This is a genomic window from Nonomuraea sp. NPDC023979, from assembly GCF_040639085.1.
In the GTDB taxonomy this organism is placed as follows: domain Bacteria; phylum Actinomycetota; class Actinomycetes; order Streptosporangiales; family Streptosporangiaceae; genus Nonomuraea; species Nonomuraea ceibae.
The window spans coordinates 87,361-103,872 of record NZ_JBEZZG010000030.1 but is presented as its reverse complement, the minus strand read 5'-3'; the positions used below and the strand labels follow the sequence as shown (position 1 = coordinate 103,872).

At 71.3% G+C, this 16,512-nt stretch carries 17 protein-coding genes; 8 read left to right on the top strand and 9 right to left on the bottom strand.

Features of this window, described 5'->3' with window-relative positions; all coding sequences use genetic code 11:
• The first annotated feature begins 6 nt into the window (after nucleotides 1-6).
• From rpsD to truA, 4 genes are all read left to right on the top strand, one after another.
• Nucleotides 7-633 (top strand): 30S ribosomal protein S4, encoded by a 627-nt coding sequence (gene rpsD, locus AB0G11_RS37385; protein ID WP_219500441.1) that lies wholly within the window; start codon nucleotides 7-9, stop codon nucleotides 631-633.
• 105 nt (nucleotides 634-738) lie between these two features.
• Nucleotides 739-1,755 (top strand): DNA-directed RNA polymerase subunit alpha, encoded by a 1,017-nt coding sequence (locus AB0G11_RS37380; protein ID WP_219500443.1) that lies wholly within the window; start codon nucleotides 739-741, stop codon nucleotides 1,753-1,755.
• Nucleotides 1,756-1,847: 92 nt separating this feature from the next.
• Entirely contained in the window at nucleotides 1,848-2,384 is a 537-nt protein-coding gene (rplQ, locus tag AB0G11_RS37375) for a 50S ribosomal protein L17 (protein ID WP_219500445.1), read from the top strand.
• 69 nt (nucleotides 2,385-2,453) lie between these two features.
• Entirely contained in the window at nucleotides 2,454-3,320 is an 867-nt protein-coding gene (gene truA, locus AB0G11_RS37370; protein WP_357591401.1) for a tRNA pseudouridine(38-40) synthase TruA, read from the top strand.
• On the opposite strand, the gene AB0G11_RS37365 is transcribed toward truA, so the two are convergent.
• The 3 genes from AB0G11_RS37365 to AB0G11_RS37355 all read right to left on the bottom strand — a co-directional run bounded on the left by AB0G11_RS37365 (nucleotide 3,307) and on the right by AB0G11_RS37355 (nucleotide 8,340).
• A complete protein-coding gene (locus AB0G11_RS37365) occupies nucleotides 3,307-6,246 on the bottom strand; it encodes a hypothetical protein (protein WP_357591399.1) in 2,940 nt (979 codons plus the stop codon). The two genes, truA and AB0G11_RS37365, sit on opposite strands and share 14 nt — an antisense overlap.
• 103 nt (nucleotides 6,247-6,349) lie before the next feature.
• Nucleotides 6,350-7,561, bottom strand: coding sequence for a hypothetical protein (locus tag AB0G11_RS37360; RefSeq protein ID WP_357591397.1), 1,212 nt, complete (start codon nucleotides 7,559-7,561; stop codon nucleotides 6,350-6,352).
• Between the two features lie 23 nt (nucleotides 7,562-7,584).
• Entirely contained in the window at nucleotides 7,585-8,340 is a 756-nt protein-coding gene (locus AB0G11_RS37355) for a CAP domain-containing protein (RefSeq protein ID WP_357591395.1), read from the bottom strand.
• Between the two features lie 311 nt (nucleotides 8,341-8,651).
• Here AB0G11_RS37355 and rplM point away from each other — a divergent pair, with 311 nt between their 5' ends.
• From rplM to glmM, 3 genes are read left to right on the top strand one after another with little or no spacing between them, the layout of a single operon-like run.
• A complete protein-coding gene (gene rplM / locus AB0G11_RS37350; RefSeq protein WP_106236123.1) occupies nucleotides 8,652-9,095 on the top strand; it encodes a 50S ribosomal protein L13 in 444 nt (147 codons plus the stop codon).
• Between the two features lie 28 nt (nucleotides 9,096-9,123).
• The gene (gene rpsI / locus AB0G11_RS37345; RefSeq protein ID WP_219500457.1) at nucleotides 9,124-9,648 is read left to right on the top strand and encodes a 30S ribosomal protein S9; all 525 of its coding nucleotides are present in this window, start codon (nucleotides 9,124-9,126) and stop codon (nucleotides 9,646-9,648) included.
• A gap of 1 nt (nucleotide 9,649) precedes the next feature.
• Nucleotides 9,650-11,017: a phosphoglucosamine mutase gene (glmM, locus tag AB0G11_RS37340; RefSeq protein WP_357591393.1), complete on the top strand. Its 1,368-nt coding sequence runs from the start codon at nucleotides 9,650-9,652 to the stop codon at nucleotides 11,015-11,017.
• Between the two features lie 39 nt (nucleotides 11,018-11,056).
• Here the strand turns inward: glmM and AB0G11_RS37335 are convergent, their stop codons facing one another.
• The 5 genes from AB0G11_RS37335 to AB0G11_RS37315 are packed head-to-tail and all read right to left on the bottom strand — an operon-like array spanning nucleotide 11,057 to nucleotide 15,406.
• On the bottom strand, nucleotides 11,057-11,773 hold the full coding sequence (locus tag AB0G11_RS37335) for an ABC transporter permease subunit (RefSeq protein WP_219500461.1): 717 nt from the start codon (nucleotides 11,771-11,773) through the stop codon (nucleotides 11,057-11,059).
• Nucleotides 11,773-12,687, bottom strand: coding sequence for an ABC transporter ATP-binding protein (locus AB0G11_RS37330; protein ID WP_357591390.1), 915 nt, complete (start codon nucleotides 12,685-12,687; stop codon nucleotides 11,773-11,775). The genes AB0G11_RS37335 and AB0G11_RS37330 overlap by 1 nt, the downstream gene beginning before the upstream one ends.
• Entirely contained in the window at nucleotides 12,684-13,538 is an 855-nt protein-coding gene (locus tag AB0G11_RS37325) for an ABC transporter permease (RefSeq protein WP_357591388.1), read from the bottom strand. Before AB0G11_RS37325 ends, AB0G11_RS37330 begins: the two co-directional genes overlap by 4 nt.
• Nucleotides 13,531-14,439: an ABC transporter ATP-binding protein gene (locus AB0G11_RS37320; RefSeq protein WP_219500467.1), complete on the bottom strand. Its 909-nt coding sequence runs from the start codon at nucleotides 14,437-14,439 to the stop codon at nucleotides 13,531-13,533. Before AB0G11_RS37320 ends, AB0G11_RS37325 begins: the two co-directional genes overlap by 8 nt.
• Before the next feature lie 10 nt (nucleotides 14,440-14,449).
• Nucleotides 14,450-15,406 carry a DUF389 domain-containing protein gene (locus AB0G11_RS37315; protein ID WP_357591386.1) on the bottom strand — a complete coding sequence of 319 codons (957 nt, stop codon included), beginning with the start codon at nucleotides 15,404-15,406 and terminating at the stop codon, nucleotides 14,450-14,452.
• A gap of 62 nt (nucleotides 15,407-15,468) precedes the next feature.
• Between AB0G11_RS37315 and AB0G11_RS37310 the strand changes: the two genes are divergently transcribed.
• Nucleotides 15,469-15,603, top strand: coding sequence for a hypothetical protein (locus AB0G11_RS37310; protein ID WP_281426775.1), 135 nt, complete (start codon nucleotides 15,469-15,471; stop codon nucleotides 15,601-15,603).
• Here AB0G11_RS37310 and coaA read toward each other — a convergent pair.
• Complete coding sequence (gene coaA / locus AB0G11_RS37305; protein WP_219500472.1) at nucleotides 15,575-16,492, bottom strand: type I pantothenate kinase; 918 nt, start codon at nucleotides 16,490-16,492, stop codon at nucleotides 15,575-15,577. The genes AB0G11_RS37310 and coaA overlap by 29 nt on opposite strands.
• Nucleotides 16,493-16,512 lie beyond the last annotated feature (20 nt).

Genomic DNA, 16,512 nt, shown 5'->3' with positions numbered 1-16,512 from the left:
TGAGAAATGGCTCGTTACACGGGCGCGGACTGCAAGCTCTGCCGTCGCGAGAAGACCAAGCTCTTCCTCAAGGGCAGCAAGTGCGAGTCCGCCAAGTGCCCCATCGAGATCCGTCCTTACCCGCCGGGTGAGCACGGCCGCGGACGCCCCAAGGAGTCCGAGTACCAGCTTCAGCTTCGCGAGAAGCAGAAGACCCGCCGCATCTACGGCGTCCTCGAGAAGCAGTTCCACAACTACTACGAGGAAGCCACGCGCAAGGCGGGCAAGACCGGTGAGGCGCTGCTCCAGATCCTGGAGAGCCGTCTCGACAACGTCGTCTACCGCGCCGGGTTCGCCCAGTCGCGTGACGCCGCCCGCCAGCAGGTCCGTCACGGTCACATCACCGTGAACGGCAAGAAGGTGGACATCCCGTCGTACCGCGTGCGCGAGCACGACATCGTCGAGGTCCGCGAGACCAAGCGCAACCTCATGCCCTACGAGGTCGCCCGGGCGACCGCGGGCGAGCGCACGGTTCCCGCGTGGCTCGGCGTCGTGCCCGAGAAGCTCCGCGTCCTGGTGCACCAGCTGCCGGTTCGCCAGCAGATCGACACCCAGGTCCAGGAGCAGCTCATCGTCGAGTACTACTCCAAGTAGTCACTCGTCCGTTTGGTTCGAGTACGGATTCCGTACTCGAACTAAACTGTTTGTCGGGGTGGCGTCATATAGCGGGCGCCACACGAAACAGGGGAGAACCCACACATGCTGATCGCTCAGCGTCCGACTCTTCTCGAAGAGTCGATCGACGAGACCCGGTCCCGGTTCGTCATCGAGCCGCTGGAGCCCGGCTTCGGCTACACCATCGGCAACTCGCTGCGTCGCACGCTGCTGTCGTCCATCCCGGGCGCCGCCGTGACGAGCATCCGCATCGAGGGCGTGCTGCACGAGTTCTCGACCGTTCCCGGGGTCAAGGAAGACGTCACCGACATCATCCTCAACCTCAAGGAGCTGGTCGTCTCCTCCGAGCACGACGAGCCCGTCGTGATGTACCTGCGCAAGCAGGGCCCGGGTGAGGTCACCGCCGCCGACATCGCGCCTCCGGCCGGTGTCGAGGTGCACAACCCCGAGCTGCGCATCGCCACGCTCAACGGCAAGGCCAAGCTGGAGATGGAGCTGACCGTCGAGCGCGGTCGCGGCTACGTCTCCGCCGCCCAGAACAAGCAGCCGGGCCAGGAGATCGGTCGCATCCCGATCGACTCCATCTACTCCCCGGTGCTCAAGGTCACCTACAAGGTCGAGGCGACCCGAGTCGAGCAGCGCACCGACTTCGACCGTCTGATCCTGGACGTCGAGACCAAGCCGGCCATGAAGCCCCGCGACGCGGTGGCCTCCGCCGGTAAGACCCTGGTCGAGCTGTTCGGCCTGGCCCGCGAGCTCAACGTCGAGGCCGAGGGCATCGACATCGGCCCGTCGCCGACCGACGCCGCCCTGGCGGCCGACCTGGCGCTGCCGATCGAGGAGCTCAACCTCACGGTCCGCTCCTACAACTGCCTCAAGCGCGAGGGCATCCACACCGTGGGCGAACTCGTCGCGCGCAGCGAGCAGGACCTGCTCGACATCCGCAACTTCGGCGCCAAGTCGATCGAAGAGGTCAAGCAGAAGCTGCACGAGATGTCGCTGGCGCTCAAGGACTCCCCGCCCGGGTTCGACCCGACCGCGGTGGCCGGCGGCGGCTACGACGACGACGACAGCGCGTACGTCGAGACCGAGCAGTACTGATATTTCCCGATAGCGCGGACCCGTCCCGGGTCTGGCGGCCCGACCCCGGTACCTGGTACGGCCGGGGCGGGTGAACACACAAGGAGAGAGCAATGCCCAAGCCCACCAAGGGCGCGCGTCTTGGCGGCAGCCCGGCGCACGAGCGGCTGATCCTGGCCAACCTTGCCACGGACCTGTTCCGCCACGGCAAGATCCGCACCACCGTCGCCAAGGCCAAGCGCCTTCGCCCGGTCGCGGAGCGCCTGATCACCAAGGCGAAGAAGGGCGACATCCACAACCGTCGCCAGGTGCTCACCGTCGTCAAGGACAAGGGCGTCGTTCACCACCTCTTCACCGAGATCGCGCCGACGTTCGCCGAGCGTCCCGGCGGCTACACCCGCATCACCAAGGTCGGTGCGCGTAAGGGCGACAACGCCCCGATGGCTGTCATCGAGCTGGTGACCGAGCCGCTGAACGGTGTCACCGTCTCCCGTCCGGCCGCGCCGGCCGCCGCCGAGGCGCCCGCCGCCCCGGCTGAGGAGAAGACCGAGGACAAGACCGAGGAGACCGCCCCGGCCGCGCAGGCCGAGGAGACCGAGGCTCCTGCCGAGGAGGCCCCGGCCGCCGAGGCGAAGAAGGACGAGGCCTGATCCATCAGGCTGCCGGGCCCGGACCCCTTCGTGGGGGCCGGGCCCTTTTCGCTTACCGGGAGGAAGATCGTGGTACGGCTCCGGCTCGACCTCGGCTATGACGGGGGCGGCTTTTCCGGGTGGGCCCGCCAGCCCGGGCTCCGTACGGTCCAGGGGGAGATCGAGCGGGCGCTGGGGCGGATCCTGCGGCTGCCCGAGCCGCCCGACCTGACCGTGGCCGGCCGCACGGACGCGGGCGTGCACGCCCGGGGGCAGGTGGCGCACGTCGACGTGTCGGACGAGGCGCTGGCGGAGCTCGACGGCAACAGCTCGGCGCCGCTCGGCGTGGACGAGAGGCTCGCTGCGCTGGTGCGGAGGTTCGGGGGAGTGCTGGACCCCGATGTACGGATATTTCGTGTCTGCGTGGCTCCTGAGGGCTTTGACGCCCGGTTCTCCGCCGTCTCCCGGCGCTACGCGTACCGGATCAGCGACGCCGTCGGCGGCGTGGACCCGCTGCTGCGGCACGCGGTCGTCTGGCACAACCGGCCCCTCGACCTCGACGCGCTCAACGCCGCCGCCGCCCGGCTCCTTGGCGAGCACGACTTCGCCGCCTTCTGCAAGAAGCGCGAAGGCGCCACCACGATCCGAGAACTCCAGCGGCTCGACTGGATCCGCGAGGACAACGGCGTGCTCGTCGCCACCGTCGTCGCCGACGCGTTCTGCCACTCGATGGTGCGGGCGCTCGTCGGCTCCCTGCTGGCCGTCGGCGACGGACGGCGGCCGGTGCCGTGGCCAGGCGAAGTGCTCGCCCAGGCCGTACGCGACTCCGGCGTCCACGTGGCGCCCGCGCGCGGCCTCTGCCTCGAAGAGGTGACCTACCCGCCCGCGGCCGAACTCGCCGCGCGAGCCGCCGCCACCCGGCGCGTCCGCACGCTGCCGGGAGTCAGTTCTGGTTGATCCGCCGCTCCAGAACCTCCGCCGTCTCGTCCCGGAACGCGCTGCTGACCTTGATGAGCGTCTTCTCCTTGGCCTCCGGCGTGTGCCCGTCGGCGTGGGTGGCGTAACTGAAGACGATGTAGCGGCCCCACACCAGGCCCGCCGCGTAGCCGCCCGCGATGTGCACCCGGTCGCCGCCCGAGCCCGCCGCGCCGGGCAGCGCGCGGAACCAGACATTACGGCTCAGGTTCTTCGCCCGGTCGGCCTTGAGCGCCGCGTCCTTGCTGGGCAGCACCGCGATGCCGGTCGTCACCGCGTAGCGGCGCTTGGAGTCGACGTACGTGGCGCGTAGCACGCGGCTGCACTTGTGCTCGCGCAACGCCTCCGCGAACGGGCCCGCCGCCGCCTCGTCACACTTGGCCGCCAGGTCGGACTTCACCCGGGTGAACGAGGCGCCCGCGGCCGAGACCTTCTTCTCCGGGAACGCCTCCGCCAGCGACAGCTTCTTCGGGTCGGTGATCTCCGAGTTGAGGATCGACGCGCCGGCCGGCTCCTGAGGCGTGCTCGCGGGCGGGGCCGACGTCGGCGTCGGCGGCTGGACCGACGGCTGCGAGGCCGCCTCCGGCGTGGGCGAGCTCACCGACCTGACAGCGAAGAACCCGCCCGTCGCCACCCCGGCCAGCACCAGCACCCCCAGCGTCGCGAACAGCGCCCGCTTGCTCTTGCCCGGCTGCTTGACCGGCGGCATCGGCGCGAACGGCGGCTGCCTGAAAGCCTCCGGAGCCAGCGCCGGCAGGCTGTTGCCCGGGCCCTGGTGACGGTTGCCCCACACCTCGGGGCTGAACGGCAGCTCGGGGCCCTTGGCCGCCGGGTCCTCGTTCGGTGGCCAGACGGGCACGTCGCCGGGCTCGGGCTGGCGCTGGGTGCTCGGGTCGAACAGCGGGGCCGGCGGCTGCTTGACCCCCGGCATCGGCACCGGCACCCCACCGGCCTTCCGGCCAGCGGGGGGAGGAGCGGTGTCCCCGGTGGTGAACGGCGGGGGAGCGACCTGCCCGCGTCCGTTCTGGTCGTGCCCGGTCTGGTCGTGCGTGCCCTGGTCGGGTGCAGGCTGGGGGGAGGCGGCGGCGGGGAGAGCCGGTTCGGTGGGCTGACCGGCGGCAGGCTGAACGGGCCCGGTGGGCTGGCCGTGGGTCGGCGGCTGACCGTGGGCGTCGGGATGACCGGACGTGACGGCCTCCCCGCGACCGTCCGGCTGACCGTGCGGGGCCGGAGCGTGCGTGGGCTGACCGTGCGGGGCCGGGGCGTGCGGGGCCGGGGCGTGCGGGGCCTGACCGTGGGGGGCCTGACCGTGCGGGGCCGGAGCGTGGGCGGTGGGTTGCCCTGGGGCACCCGGGTGGGCAGGCCCGTTGGGGTGGTCCGGGGCGGTGGCCGGGTGCTCGGCGGTGGGCTGGGGGGCGGGCGCTGCAGGTGGCTGGTGGGCTCCGGTGGCAGGCTCGGGCGCGGGGTGGGCGCGGTCGTCCGGGTGGTGCTGGGCCGAGCCGGTCGGCTCGGCGGCGTACCCGGAGGGCTGCTGTGCCTGGCCGGGGGCGGTCGGGTGGGGGACGTCGTCGGCCTCGGCCTCCAGCTCGCCGGTGGCGGCGGGCCAGGGCGGCATGGCGACCGGATCGGCGACCGGAGCGGGCCACACCTGCATGCCCGCTGCGGCGGCGGTGAACGCGGGCGGCGGCTCCCACTGCGGTCCGCCCGGCGCCGCCGGATCGGCGGTCCACCCCTGAGCGGCGGCCGCCTCGGCGGTCCATCCCTGGGCGGCGGCCGCCTCGGCGTTCTCCGGGTCGGCGAACCAGTCGTACGGCGCGGCGTCGCCGTCGTTCACCTCCCACGGCTGGGCGCCGGGGAACGCGGGCAGCGCCGACATCCCGCCGCCCTGCCCGTCCGCAGGGGGATGCCACTGCCCGGCAGTGCCGGGGGCCTCGTCGGCCGCCCGCCTGTGGGGGTCATCCTCGTACGTGTGCCCGGCCTGCGGGTAGCCGTACGTGGGTCCCGGGTGCGGTTCGTTCTCGTACGCGGGTCCCGGTGGGGGTGGGCTCGGCTGGTTGCCGTACGTGGGGCCTGATGGGGGCTGGTTCTCGTACGTGGGGCCCGGTTGCTGGGATTGTGCCTGGTCGGGGTTGTGCCACTGGTTGACGGGCTGGGCGGGGGGCCAGGCGGTGCCGGGGCGGGTGGCGCCGTCGTCCTGGGGGGTGGCCCAGGGAGCGGCGGGGGTGGCCTCGGTCGTCGGGGGCCAGGGCATGGGGGAGGGCGCGTCGCCCTGGGCGGGCCAGGGGCGCGTGGGCGGGGCTTCGGCGTGTGGGGGTTCGCCGTGTGGGGGTTCGGCGTGGGACGGCCACGGCGGGGCGGGCGGGGCGTCGCCGGCCGGGGTCGGCCACGGGGGCGGGACCTGGGGCTGGGGCGGCGTCCAGGGAACGGCGGCGTGCGGGGGGAGGCCGGCGGGCGGCCAGGCCATGGCGGGGCGGGTGTCGCCCTCCACCGGCGGGGTGTCGGCGACGGAGAGCCACGCCTCGGCCGGGGGCGTGTCGCCGGGCGCCGGCCAGCCTTCCCGGGCGGGCGGCTCGCCTTCGACCGACAGCCAGCCCTCCGCCTCCTCGGCGGTCGGCTCAGGGTAGACGGCCGGTGGCTGCTGCTCACCGCCGTGCTCGCCCGACCCCGCGTACGGGCTCGCCGCCTGCTCGCCGGACCCCGGGGCCGTCCCCGCATATGGGGACGCCGGGGGCTCGCCCGAGCCCGGGCCGTGGTCCGGGGGTGGGGGTGCGTAGGGGGCGGCGCGGTGGCCGCTTGGCGGTTCGCCCGGCGGCGGTTGATGGCCGAAGCTAGGCGGTGGCGTCGATGGTGCGGTCGCGGAGTCGGCTTCGCCACGCTCGTGCTCAGACCCGGGTCCCTGGCCACGCATAAGGGCGAGCCTAGCGAGAGTCGCTAGATCGTTCCCTAGGTATGAGCGTTCCCGGTCGGATCGATCGTCCTGTTTGCGGGGTTAACCGACCGGATGGCCGATATCAGGTTGCGCGCATCCCGGTCAGCGCCCGCCTGTCGAGGGCCTGGAAGACCGTTTGCTTGGTGATGTCCTCGGCCGCCTGGAAGAGCTGCTTCGACAGCTTCTTGTCGGGCTTGACGCCGTCCTTGCTCTGGAACCACACCAGCACCGCGTAGTGGCCATGCGCCCAGACCTTGGCGCCGCCGCTGCCCGAGCCGAGGAACTTGGTGATCTCGTCCTTGCCGGCGAGCGGCTTGACGTAGTCGGCGGTGCCGCCGGCCTTGGCCACCTTGGCGGCGCTCTTGTAGGTGTTGAGGTTGGCGACGCCGACGGTGCCGATCACCTTGCCGGACTTGTCGCGGAAGCTGGCCCGCATCATCTGGGTGCACTTGCCGCTCTTGAGTGCCTTGGCCATCTTGTCGCCGAGCACGCCGTCGGCGCACTTCTTGTCCTTGCTGGTGACCGTCATCTGGTAGGCGCGGCCGGAGACCGTGAACTTCTTGGCCCGGAAGAGTTCCTTGACCGTGAGCGGATCGGGGTCCGTACTGCGGCTGGCGGCGTAGCCGAACTCGCCGGGCGGGGGCGACGGGAGCGGGGCGGAGGTGCGCTGCTCGGAGTTGGCGGCGGTGGTGGCCGGGTCGTCGGCGTTGAACATGATCGCCAGGCCGCCGCCGAACAGGCCGAGCACGGCGACGCCGGCGACGACCGCCCAGAGCGGGCCGCGCGAGCGGTTCTCCTCGTCGTAGGGGCTCCAGGTCTGCCGGGGGCGCTTGCCTTCGGAGCGGTTGGAGCCGGACCTGCGGCCGCGCTTGGGCTCGTCCAGAGGCGCGTCGGCGTCGGGGTCCCCGTCCGGGGAGGGGGCGCCGTCCAGATTGAAAGCACCGCCGGGGTTGGGGCCGCCGCCACCCGGATTGAAAGCGCCACCCGAGTTGGGGCCGCCGCCCGGGTTGAAAGCGCCACCCGAGTTGGGGGCACCGCCCGGGTTGGGGCCGCCGCCGGGGTTGGGGCCGCCGCCGGGGTTGGGGCCGCCGCCCGGGTTGGGGGCGCCGCTGGAGTAAGGGGGGCCGCCCAGGCCGCCGAGGCCGCCCTGGTTGGGGGCGCCGCCGGGGGGCGGAGGGCCGGCCGGGGTGAAGGCGCCGGCGAAGGAACCGGGGTCGGCGTCGGCCTTGCGGTCCCTGCGGGAGCGGCGGGGGGTGCTGTCCGTGCCGGATTCACGTTCGTCGGGAAAACCCATGCGGAGACATTACCGTGCGAAGGTCACGAGCGTCCGAAGTCCTGGGTCCACCAGATGCCCTCGGGGCTGGAGACCACGCCGACGCCGATGGCCTTGAAGTCGCAACTGAGGATGTTGCGCCGGTGGTCGGGGCTGTCGAGCCAGCCGCTCACGGCCTCCTCGGCGGAGGAGTAGCCGCGGCCGATGTTCTCGGCGGCGCCCGCGGGGTAGCCGGCGCGCTCCATGCGGTCCCAGGGCGAGGACCCGTCGGGCGATTCATGGGTGAACTGGCCGGAGCGGGCCATCTCGTACGAGTGCTCCCGGGCGGCCCTGGTCAGCCGGGCGTCGGCGCGCAGCGGGCCGCAGCCCTGCCTGGCGCGGGCGGTGTTGGTGAGGCGGACGACCTCGGAGGCCATGCCCGGCACGCTCTGTACGGGCTCGCTGTCGCGCAGGACCTGGACCGGCTCGTCGGCGGTGTAGCCGGGCACCTGGTCGGTGGGGCTGGGCGTGGGCCTGACCTGCCGGTGGCGGGCGCGGGGCGCGGCGGCGGTGGTGGTCTGGCGGGGCACGGCCTCGGCCATCGGCTGGGCGGCCCGCTTCTGCGCCGGGGCGGCGGCCTTGGGGGTGGCGGCCGGGGTGGCCTCGTTGAGGTAGATGTGGCCGGTCGGCACGGGATCGCCCGACATGCGGCCGAGCAGCACTCCGGTGAACAGCGCGGCCATGAGGCAGGCCAGCAGACCCAGATGGTTCCGGCGCCGTGCGCTCCGCTGGGTGTGCCGGGTGTGAGAACTCTGCCACATACCGCCACCAACGATAGGGATGTCTCGTCCTGGTGAAGAAGGGATCTCAGGGAACTGAAATAGAACCGTTCTGTGATCAGGTAGACTCGACCAGGGTTACCGGTCTTTTGACCTGCCGCCGTTCGGGCGGGTAACCTAATCGTTCGTTGTGTGCATAGGTCCAGCGTGACCAATGCGCGGCGCGTCCGGCGTCATCTCCCATCTGTGCGGAGACGGAAGGTCCGGGCCGTCGTGTGCCCGCACCGACCGACCCCAAGCGCTGCCGCATCCGGCAGCGCGCCGAAGACGCGAGCATAAAGAAGGCTACGACCGTGCGCACGTACTCACCGAAGCCCGCCGACGTCCAGCGTCAGTGGTACGTCATCGACGCGACCGATGTCGTGCTGGGCCGGCTGGCCAGCCACGTCGCGACCCTGCTCCGCGGCAAGCACAAGCCGATCTTCGCCAACCACGTCGACACCGGTGACTTCGTCATCGTCATCAACGCGGACAAGATCGCGCTCAGCGGCAACAAGCGTGAGCAGAAGAAGGCCTACCGCCACTCGGGTTACCCGGGCGGTCTGCGTTCCGTCAGCTATGGCGAGCTCATGGACAAGCGCCCGGACAAGGCCGTGGAGAAGGCCGTGAAGGGCATGCTGCCGAAGAACTCCCTCGGCCGGAAGATGGCCAAGAAGCTGAAGGTCTACGCGGGTTCCGAGCACCCGCACCAGGCCCAGCAGCCGGTGCCGTTCGAGATCACCCAGATCGCCCAGTAGTAGTTCGCGAAAGAGTTAGAGGAGAACCGTGGCTGAGCCCACCGGTGTCGAGACGGCCGTCGAGACGGCCGAGGTCGAGGACTACTCCGGCGAGGAGTTCCCGTCCGAGTACACCACCGAATCCACCGCCAGCGCTGACGCTCCCGTGCGCAAGCCCGTCACCACGGGCAACTCGTACGGCACCGGCCGCCGTAAGGAGGCGATCGCCCGCGTGCGCATCGTCCCCGGCACCGGCAAGTGGACGATCAACGGTCGTTCGCTGGACGTCTACTTCCCGAACAAGGTCCACCAGCAGATCGTCAACGAGCCCTTCGTGGTGCTCGGCGCCGAAGAGGCGTTCGACGTCATCGCGCGCATCGACGGCGGCGGCGTGACCGGTCAGGCCGGCGCGCTGCGCATGGGTCTGTCCCGCGCCCTGGCGATCCTGGACGTCGAGGTCAACCGCCCGCCGCTGAAGAAGGCCGGCTTCCTCACCCGTGACGCCCGCGCCACGGAGCGGAAGAAGTACGGCCTCAAGAAGGCCCGCAAGGCTCCGCAGTACAGCAAGCGCTAAGTTGGCGCGGCTTTTCGGCACCGACGGGGTACGTGGGGTCGCGGGACGCGACCTCACGGCCGAGCTCGCCATGGACCTTTCGGTCGCGGCGGCTCACGTCCTCGGCGATGCAGGCGTGTTCGCCGCCACCGGCTCCAGCGGCTCAGGCCGCAAGCAGCGGCCGGTGGCGGTCGTAGGCCGGGACCCGCGTGCCTCGGGAGAATTTCTCGAGGCCGCCGTGGTCGCCGGCCTCGCGTCGTCTGGAGTGGATGTGCTGCGCCTCGGCGTGCTGCCCACCCCGGCCGTCGCCCACCTCACCGCCGCGCTCGGCGCCGACCTCGGCGTCATGCTGTCGGCGTCGCACAACGCGGCGCCCGACAACGGCATCAAGTTCCTGGCGCGGGGCGGCTTCAAGCTGTCCGACGCGGTCGAGGACGAGATCGAGCGGCGGCTCGGCGAGGACTGGAGCCGTCCCGTCGGCGCGGCCGTCGGCCGGGTCCGCGACGCCTACGGTGAGGCCGACCGCTACATCACGCACGTCCTCGACACGGTGTCGGGGCGGCTGGACGGGCTGGACATCGTGGTCGACTGCGCCCACGGCGCGGCCCACATGGTGGCCCCGGAGGCGCTGCTGCGCGCGGGCGCCCGCGTCGAGGCGATCGGCGCCAGGCCCGACGGCCTCAACATCAACAACGGCTACGGCTCCACCCATCTGGACAAGCTCCAGCAGGTGGTGGTCTCGCGCGGCGCCGACCTGGGCATCGCCTACGACGGCGACGCCGACCGCTGCCTGGCGGTCGACCACACCGGCGCGATCGTCGACGGCGACCAGATCATGGCCATCCTCGCCGCCGACATGCACGCCGCCGGCACGCTGGCCAAGGACACGGTGGTCGCGACCGTCATGTCCAACCTGGGCTTCAAGCTGGCGATGCGCGAGGCGGGCATCACGGTGGTGGAGACCGCCGTCGGCGACCGTTACGTGCTGGAACGCATGAAGAGCGAAGGCTACAACCTGGGCGGCGAGCAGTCGGGCCACGTCATCATGCTCGACCACGCCACCACGGGCGACGGCCTGCTCACCTCGCTCCACCTGCTGTCGGTGGTGGCCCGTTCGGGGAGCACGCTGCGCGACCTGGCGTCCATCATGACGGCGCTGCCGCAGATCCTGATCAACGTCAAGGACGTCGACCGGGGCAAGGCGTCGGCCGGCGAGCTCACCTCCGCGGTCGCCGAGGCCGAGGCGGAGCTGGGCGAGACGGGCCGGGTGCTGATCCGGCCCAGCGGCACCGAGCCGATGATCCGCGTGATGGTCGAGGCGGCCTCGGAGGAGCAGGCGACCAAGGTCGCCGAACGCCTCGCCGACGTCGTCCGCGTGGCCTGCGCCTGACGTCTTCTCCGGGTACGGGATCCCGTACCCGGAGATCGGTCACTCGTCGCCCGTGAGGGCGAAGCCGCGCAGGCGGTGGCCCGCCCAGAGGACGGCGCCGACGGTGACGACGACCAGGGCCGGGACGGCGAAGCCGAACGTGACCCGGGTGGTGAGGAACGGCGAGTCGGAGAGCTGGTCGGCGACGGTCAGGGCCCACCGCTGGATCGAGAACTGCTGCGCGCCGGGGACGAAGCCGCCGACGAGGCTCTCCCAGACGAGGGCGTAGGTGATGCCGATCGTGACCGCGTGGCGGGTGACGATGCCCAGGAGCAGGAAGACGGCGGCGTAGGCGATGCCGGCGACCAGGGCGCCGAGGGCGAAGCCGGGGGCGAGGCCGTCCTCGTTGCCGACCAGGAGCCAGACGGCGACGTAGGTGGGCACGGCGGCGAACAGCGCCAGGAGCGAGGCCGCCACCAGGAACTTCGTCCGTGTGATGGCCGGGCGGGAGATCGGCTTGGACAGCAGGTGGATGATGGTGCCGTCGTCGATCTCGGGGGCGATGACGCCGGTGCCGGCGATGAGGCCGAGCAGCGGCAGCATGGTGCCGATGGCGAACTTCTCCATCAGCAGCACGGCCGAGCGCTGGTCGTCGCTGCCGATGACGCGGAGCAGCACGGCCAGGCCGATGAGGGCGAGCGGCAGGAGGAGCAGCAGGATGATGCGCCGCCTGCCGAGCAGGGCCCGGTAGGTGATGCCTGCGACCACGGTGTTCATCAGGTGCTCCTGGTGATCAGGTAGGAGAAGACGCTCTCCAGGTCCTCGTCGGCGGGTGACACCTGCTGGAGGTGGACGCCCTCGGCGCGGGCCACGCGGGGGAGCAGGCGGGCGAAGCGCCGCAGCTCGGTGGCCTGCACCTCCAGCCCGTCGGGGCCGAGCGTGACGCCGCCGGTGGAGTCGTCGAGGAGGAGGGCCGCGGCCAGCCTGCGGTCGTCGCTGGAGCGGATCTTGAACAGGTGGGGCCGGTCGGTCATCAGGCGCCGGATCTCGCGGAAGTTGCCGGAGGCGGCGTGCCTGCCGGCGACCACGACCTCGATCTGCTGGGCGACCCGCTCGACCTCTTCGAGGATGTGGGAGCTGAACAGGATCGTCTTGCCGGCGGCGCCCATCGCGCGGATCAGGTCCATCAGGTGCATGCGCTGGCGCGGGTCCATGCCGTTGAAGGGCTCGTCCAGCAGGAGCACGTCCGGGTCGTGGACGAGTGCGGCGGCGACCTTGACGCGCTGGCGCATGCCCTTGGAGTAGGTCTCGACGCGGCGGTCCTTGGGGGCCTCCATCTCGACGGTGGCCAGGGCCTTGCGGGCGGCTTGGGCGGGGTCGGGCAGGCCGTGGAGCTTGGCGGCGGACAGGACGAACTGCCAGCCGGTGAGGAAGCCGTAGACGCCCTCCCGTTCGGGCACTAACCCGATATTTCGATAAATATGGTGGTTCTTCCAGACGTTCTGGCCGTCCAGCGTGACCGTGCCGCCGGAGGGCGCCAGGAAGCCGGCCATCATGTGCAGCAGCGTCGACTTGCCGGCGCCGTTGGGCCCGAGCAGCCCGGTCACCCCCGGCCCGATCGTCATCGTGACGTCGTTGACCGCGACGACGTTGCCGTACCAGCGCGACACCTGCGCGAGCTCGATCTTCATCGCGAGGCGGCCTTCCGGTAGCGGGCGGCCAGGACCGCCAGGGCGAGGCCGATGAGCGCCACCACGATGACGGCCGGCATCGGGCCGCCGGGGTAGGCGCCGTCGGCGTTGGGCGGGGTGTCGAACAGCCACACCTGCACCGCGTCGACCAGCCAGAACGGGTTCATCAGCCAGGCCCACGAGGCGGCCGAATGGTAGCCCGACATGTCCAGCGCGGTGTAGACGAGCGGGACCGAGGCGAAGGACAGCAGGTAGACGGCGATGACCGAGGCGACGCCGAGCCCGCGCCGGGGCGTCAGCGAGGCCAGTGCCAGGCCGAACGTGGCCAGCAGCAGCGCCAGCACCAGGGCCATCGACAGGGCGCCGAGGAACTCCTTGGTCTGCGGCGGCCCGTCGAGGTCGATGACCAGCTCGCCCACGTACATGAGGATCAGCGGCGCCGCGAGCATGAGGAACAGCGCCCCGGTCATGGCCGCGACCTTGGCCCCCACGTACGCGGTGACCGTGATCGGGCGCGACAGGTAAAGCGGCAGCACCCGGTGGCGCAGGTCGGGGGCGACGGCGGTGGGCGCCTGCGAGGCGAGGAAGATCGCCGCGATCGGCTGCATGATGACGGCGTAGCCGCTGTAGGTCATGGCGCGCTCGCCGAGCATCGCCATGACGGCGACGGACACGACGGCGGGCAGCAGCATGATGGTGGCCAGCGAGAACGGCATGATCTTGCTGCGCGCGGTGCGGCCGAGGCCGTAGATGCCGCGCAGGCTGTGGACGGCCAGCGCCCGCGTGGCGTGGCCGCCGCCGAGGCGGGGGCCGTCGTAGTGGCGATAGCCGATGTCGTAGATCTCAGACATGGGCCGCCTCCTCCCGGAAGACGTCCTCGATGCGGTGGCGGCCCTGCTCCAGCCGGATGAGGCACAGGTCGAGGTCGACGGCGGCGTCGCGGATCGCGTCGTAGGTGCCGGGGCCGGACACCTCGACGAGCAGCAGGCGGCCGTGCGGGCTGACCTTCTGGCCGAGCTCGGTCAGGCGGGCGGCCAGCGGCTCGGTGCCCTCGTCGACCTCGACCGTGACGGTCCGGGTCGCCTGGGTGAACTCGGTGATCGCCGAGGAGCGCAGCAGCCGCCCGGCGTCGATGACGATCACGTGGTCGCAGATCCGCTCAAGCTCGCCGAGCAGGTGTGAGGTGACCAGCACGCTGATGCCGAACTCGGTGCCGATGCGCCTGATCAGCGCCAGCATCTCGTCGCGGCCGCGCGGGTCGAGGCCGTTGGTCGGCTCGTCCAGGAAGATCAGCTTGGGGTCGTGGACGAGCGCCTGGGCCAGCTTGACCCGCTGCTTCATGCCGGTCGAGTAGCCGCCGATCGGGCGGTAGCGCTCCTCGGCCAGGCCCACGTGGCGCAGCACGTCGGCGGCCCGCTCGCGGGCGGCCGTGCGCGGCAGGCCGGACATGCGCGCCATGTGCACCACGAACTCGGTGGCCGACACGTCGGGCGGCAGGCACTCGTGCTCGGGCATGTAACCCACGAGCCTGCGGATGTCGGCGCCCCGGGTGGACACGTCGAGGTCGAGCACCCGGGCGGTCCCCGAGGAGGCGGGCAGCAGGCCGAGCAGGATCTTGATGAGCGTCGACTTGCCCGCGCCGTTCGCCCCGACGAGGCCGGTGACGCCGGTTCCGACGGTGACCGTGAGCTGGTCGAGCGCCGTGACGGTGGGGAAGCGTTTGGTCAGCCCCTCGGTGGCGAGGATGTGCATGCCCGGGACACTACCCGCCCAGGTGCTCGCGGGGCCTCGTCCCCGGGGATGAACGGCGTCCTACCTGAGGCCAGAATTTCCGCTGGACCCACAGGGTGGCGGTGCCGGCGATGACCATGCCGAGCACGTTCAGCGCGAGCTGCGAGACCGACCCGGCGACCGCCCGCCACTCGCCCAGGGCGAGCGCCACCGCCATGTAGCCGGCGGCGGGCACGGTGGTGACCGAGATGAACACGCCGATCAGCGCCGACGACTTGCCCGCCGTGACCGACAGCACCCCGGCGGCCCCGGCCAGCACGGCCACGATGAACGACCAGCGGTCGGGCGTGACGATGAAGCCGACCTCGACGTTCGTCCGCAGGCTCTCCGGGCCGATCCAGCCGAGCCGGTACGAGACGAACGCGCAGGCGAACGTGAGCCCGATCGCGAACGCGAACCCGGCGACCAGCGTCCGGAACGCCCCGATGATCAGGTGCAGCCGGCCGCCCAGCAGCCCGAAGCAGATCGCGGCCACCGCGCCGAACTCCGGCCCGAGCACCATCGCGCCGACGATGAGGATGACCGAGTCCTGCAGCACGGCGATGCCCGCGAGCTGCGTGGCGATGCCGAGGAAGGCCAGGTACGCCCAGGTGATGCGGGAGTCCGCGTGCACCTTCTGGGCCAGGTCCTCCCACACCACCGCGTCGTCGGGGTCGCCCGGCGCCTCCTCGACGGCTTCCTCGGCGGCCCTGGACAGGGCCATGTCGAGCTGCTCGGCCGCGATCGAGCCCTCGTCCTTGAGCCATTCGAGCCGGCCGATGACCTCGTTGGCCGACTCGCGCGCGAGGTCGCACAGCACCAGGTCGCCGGGCGGCCGGTGGGCGGCGCCCGGCAGGACCGCGACGTTGGTGACGCCGGCGCAGTCGTCGAGCACCTCCAGCACCTCGCCGGTGCGGTCGGCCGGGCTGATCAGACGCAGATGGAGCACCCGGCCATTGTCGTCCATCCGACGTTGACGTTCCGTTGAACGTGATCAGGCAGGCTGACTTCATGCGGATGTTGACATGTCATGACCACGGCGAGGAGTGCTGGTTCGCGGACATCGACGACCTGGGCTGTTCGGGGCGGTTCGCGAGTTACCTGTTCGACGAGGTGTTCAGGTCCGGCGAAGCCGTACCCGCCTGACGGAGTGGTCGGCACCCTTGTGCAGGACGAGGTCGGCGCGGCCGCGGGTGGGGGCGATGTTCTCGACGAGGTTGCGTTCGTTGATGTCGCGCCAGACGTTGACCGCGAATTCGGTGGCCTCTTCGTAGGACAGCTCGGCGATGTGCCGGAAGTAGGACTTGGGGTCCTCGAACGCGGTGCGGCGCAGCTTGTGGAACCGGTCGACGTACCAGGTGCGGATGTCCTCGACCTTGGCGTCCACGTAGATGGAGAAGTCGAAGTAGTCGTTGACGGCGAGTGAGGTGGGCGGGGCGGGCTGGAGGACGTTGAGCCCCTCGATGATCAGGATGTCGGGGTTCTGCACGGTCTGGCGGGCGCCGGGGACGATGTCGTACTCCAGGTGGCTGTAGACCGGTGCGTTCACCTCGGCCGCGCCCGCCTTGACCTCGGCCACGAACCGCACCAGCGCCCTGCGGTCGTAGCTCTCGGGGAAGCCTTTGCGGTGCATGATGCCCTTGGACTCCAGCACCGCGTTGGGGTAGAGGAAGCTGTCGGTGGTGATCAGCTCCACGTGGGGGTGTTCGGGCCAGCGGGCGAGCAGCGTGTGCAGCAGTCGCGCCGTCGTCGACTTGCCGACCGCGACGCTGCCCGCGATGCCGAGGATGTACGGCATCCGTCCGCCGGGTCGCCCGAGGAACGCGCTCAGCACGCTGCTGCGCTGCTGCGAACCGGTGAAGTGCAGGTTCAGCAGCCGGGTCAGCGGCAGGTAGATGTCGGTGACCTCGGCGAGGTCGATGGGGTCGTCGACGCCTCGCAGCTCTTCGAGCTCGTCCGCCGTGAGAGTCAAGGGCGTGTTCTTGCGGAGCTCGCTCCACTGCTCCCTGCTCAGTTCAACGTAACCGTTGTTCACCCTGGCAGCGTAGCGATGGT

Excerpts from the sequence above, each read along its gene's own strand:
- AB0G11_RS37380 (WP_219500443.1), top strand. The coding sequence starts at position 739 with ATGCTGATCGCTCAGCGTCCGACTCTTCTCGAAGAGTCGATCGACGAG.
- AB0G11_RS37335 (WP_219500461.1), bottom strand. The coding sequence starts at position 11,773 with ATGAACACCGTGGTCGCAGGCATCACCTACCGGGCCCTGCTCGGCAGG.
- AB0G11_RS37325 (WP_357591388.1), bottom strand. The coding sequence starts at position 13,538 with ATGTCTGAGATCTACGACATCGGCTATCGCCACTACGACGGCCCCCGC.
- rplQ (WP_219500445.1), top strand. The coding sequence starts at position 1,848 with ATGCCCAAGCCCACCAAGGGCGCGCGTCTTGGCGGCAGCCCGGCGCAC.
- AB0G11_RS37310 (WP_281426775.1), top strand. The coding sequence starts at position 15,469 with ATGCGGATGTTGACATGTCATGACCACGGCGAGGAGTGCTGGTTCGCG.
- rpsD (WP_219500441.1), top strand. The coding sequence starts at position 7 with ATGGCTCGTTACACGGGCGCGGACTGCAAGCTCTGCCGTCGCGAGAAG.
- AB0G11_RS37365 (WP_357591399.1), bottom strand. The coding sequence starts at position 6,246 with ATGCGTGGCCAGGGACCCGGGTCTGAGCACGAGCGTGGCGAAGCCGAC.
- AB0G11_RS37330 (WP_357591390.1), bottom strand. The coding sequence starts at position 12,687 with ATGAAGATCGAGCTCGCGCAGGTGTCGCGCTGGTACGGCAACGTCGTC.
- AB0G11_RS37320 (WP_219500467.1), bottom strand. The coding sequence starts at position 14,439 with ATGCACATCCTCGCCACCGAGGGGCTGACCAAACGCTTCCCCACCGTC.
- AB0G11_RS37355 (WP_357591395.1), bottom strand. The coding sequence starts at position 8,340 with ATGTGGCAGAGTTCTCACACCCGGCACACCCAGCGGAGCGCACGGCGC.
- AB0G11_RS37360 (WP_357591397.1), bottom strand. The coding sequence starts at position 7,561 with ATGGGTTTTCCCGACGAACGTGAATCCGGCACGGACAGCACCCCCCGC.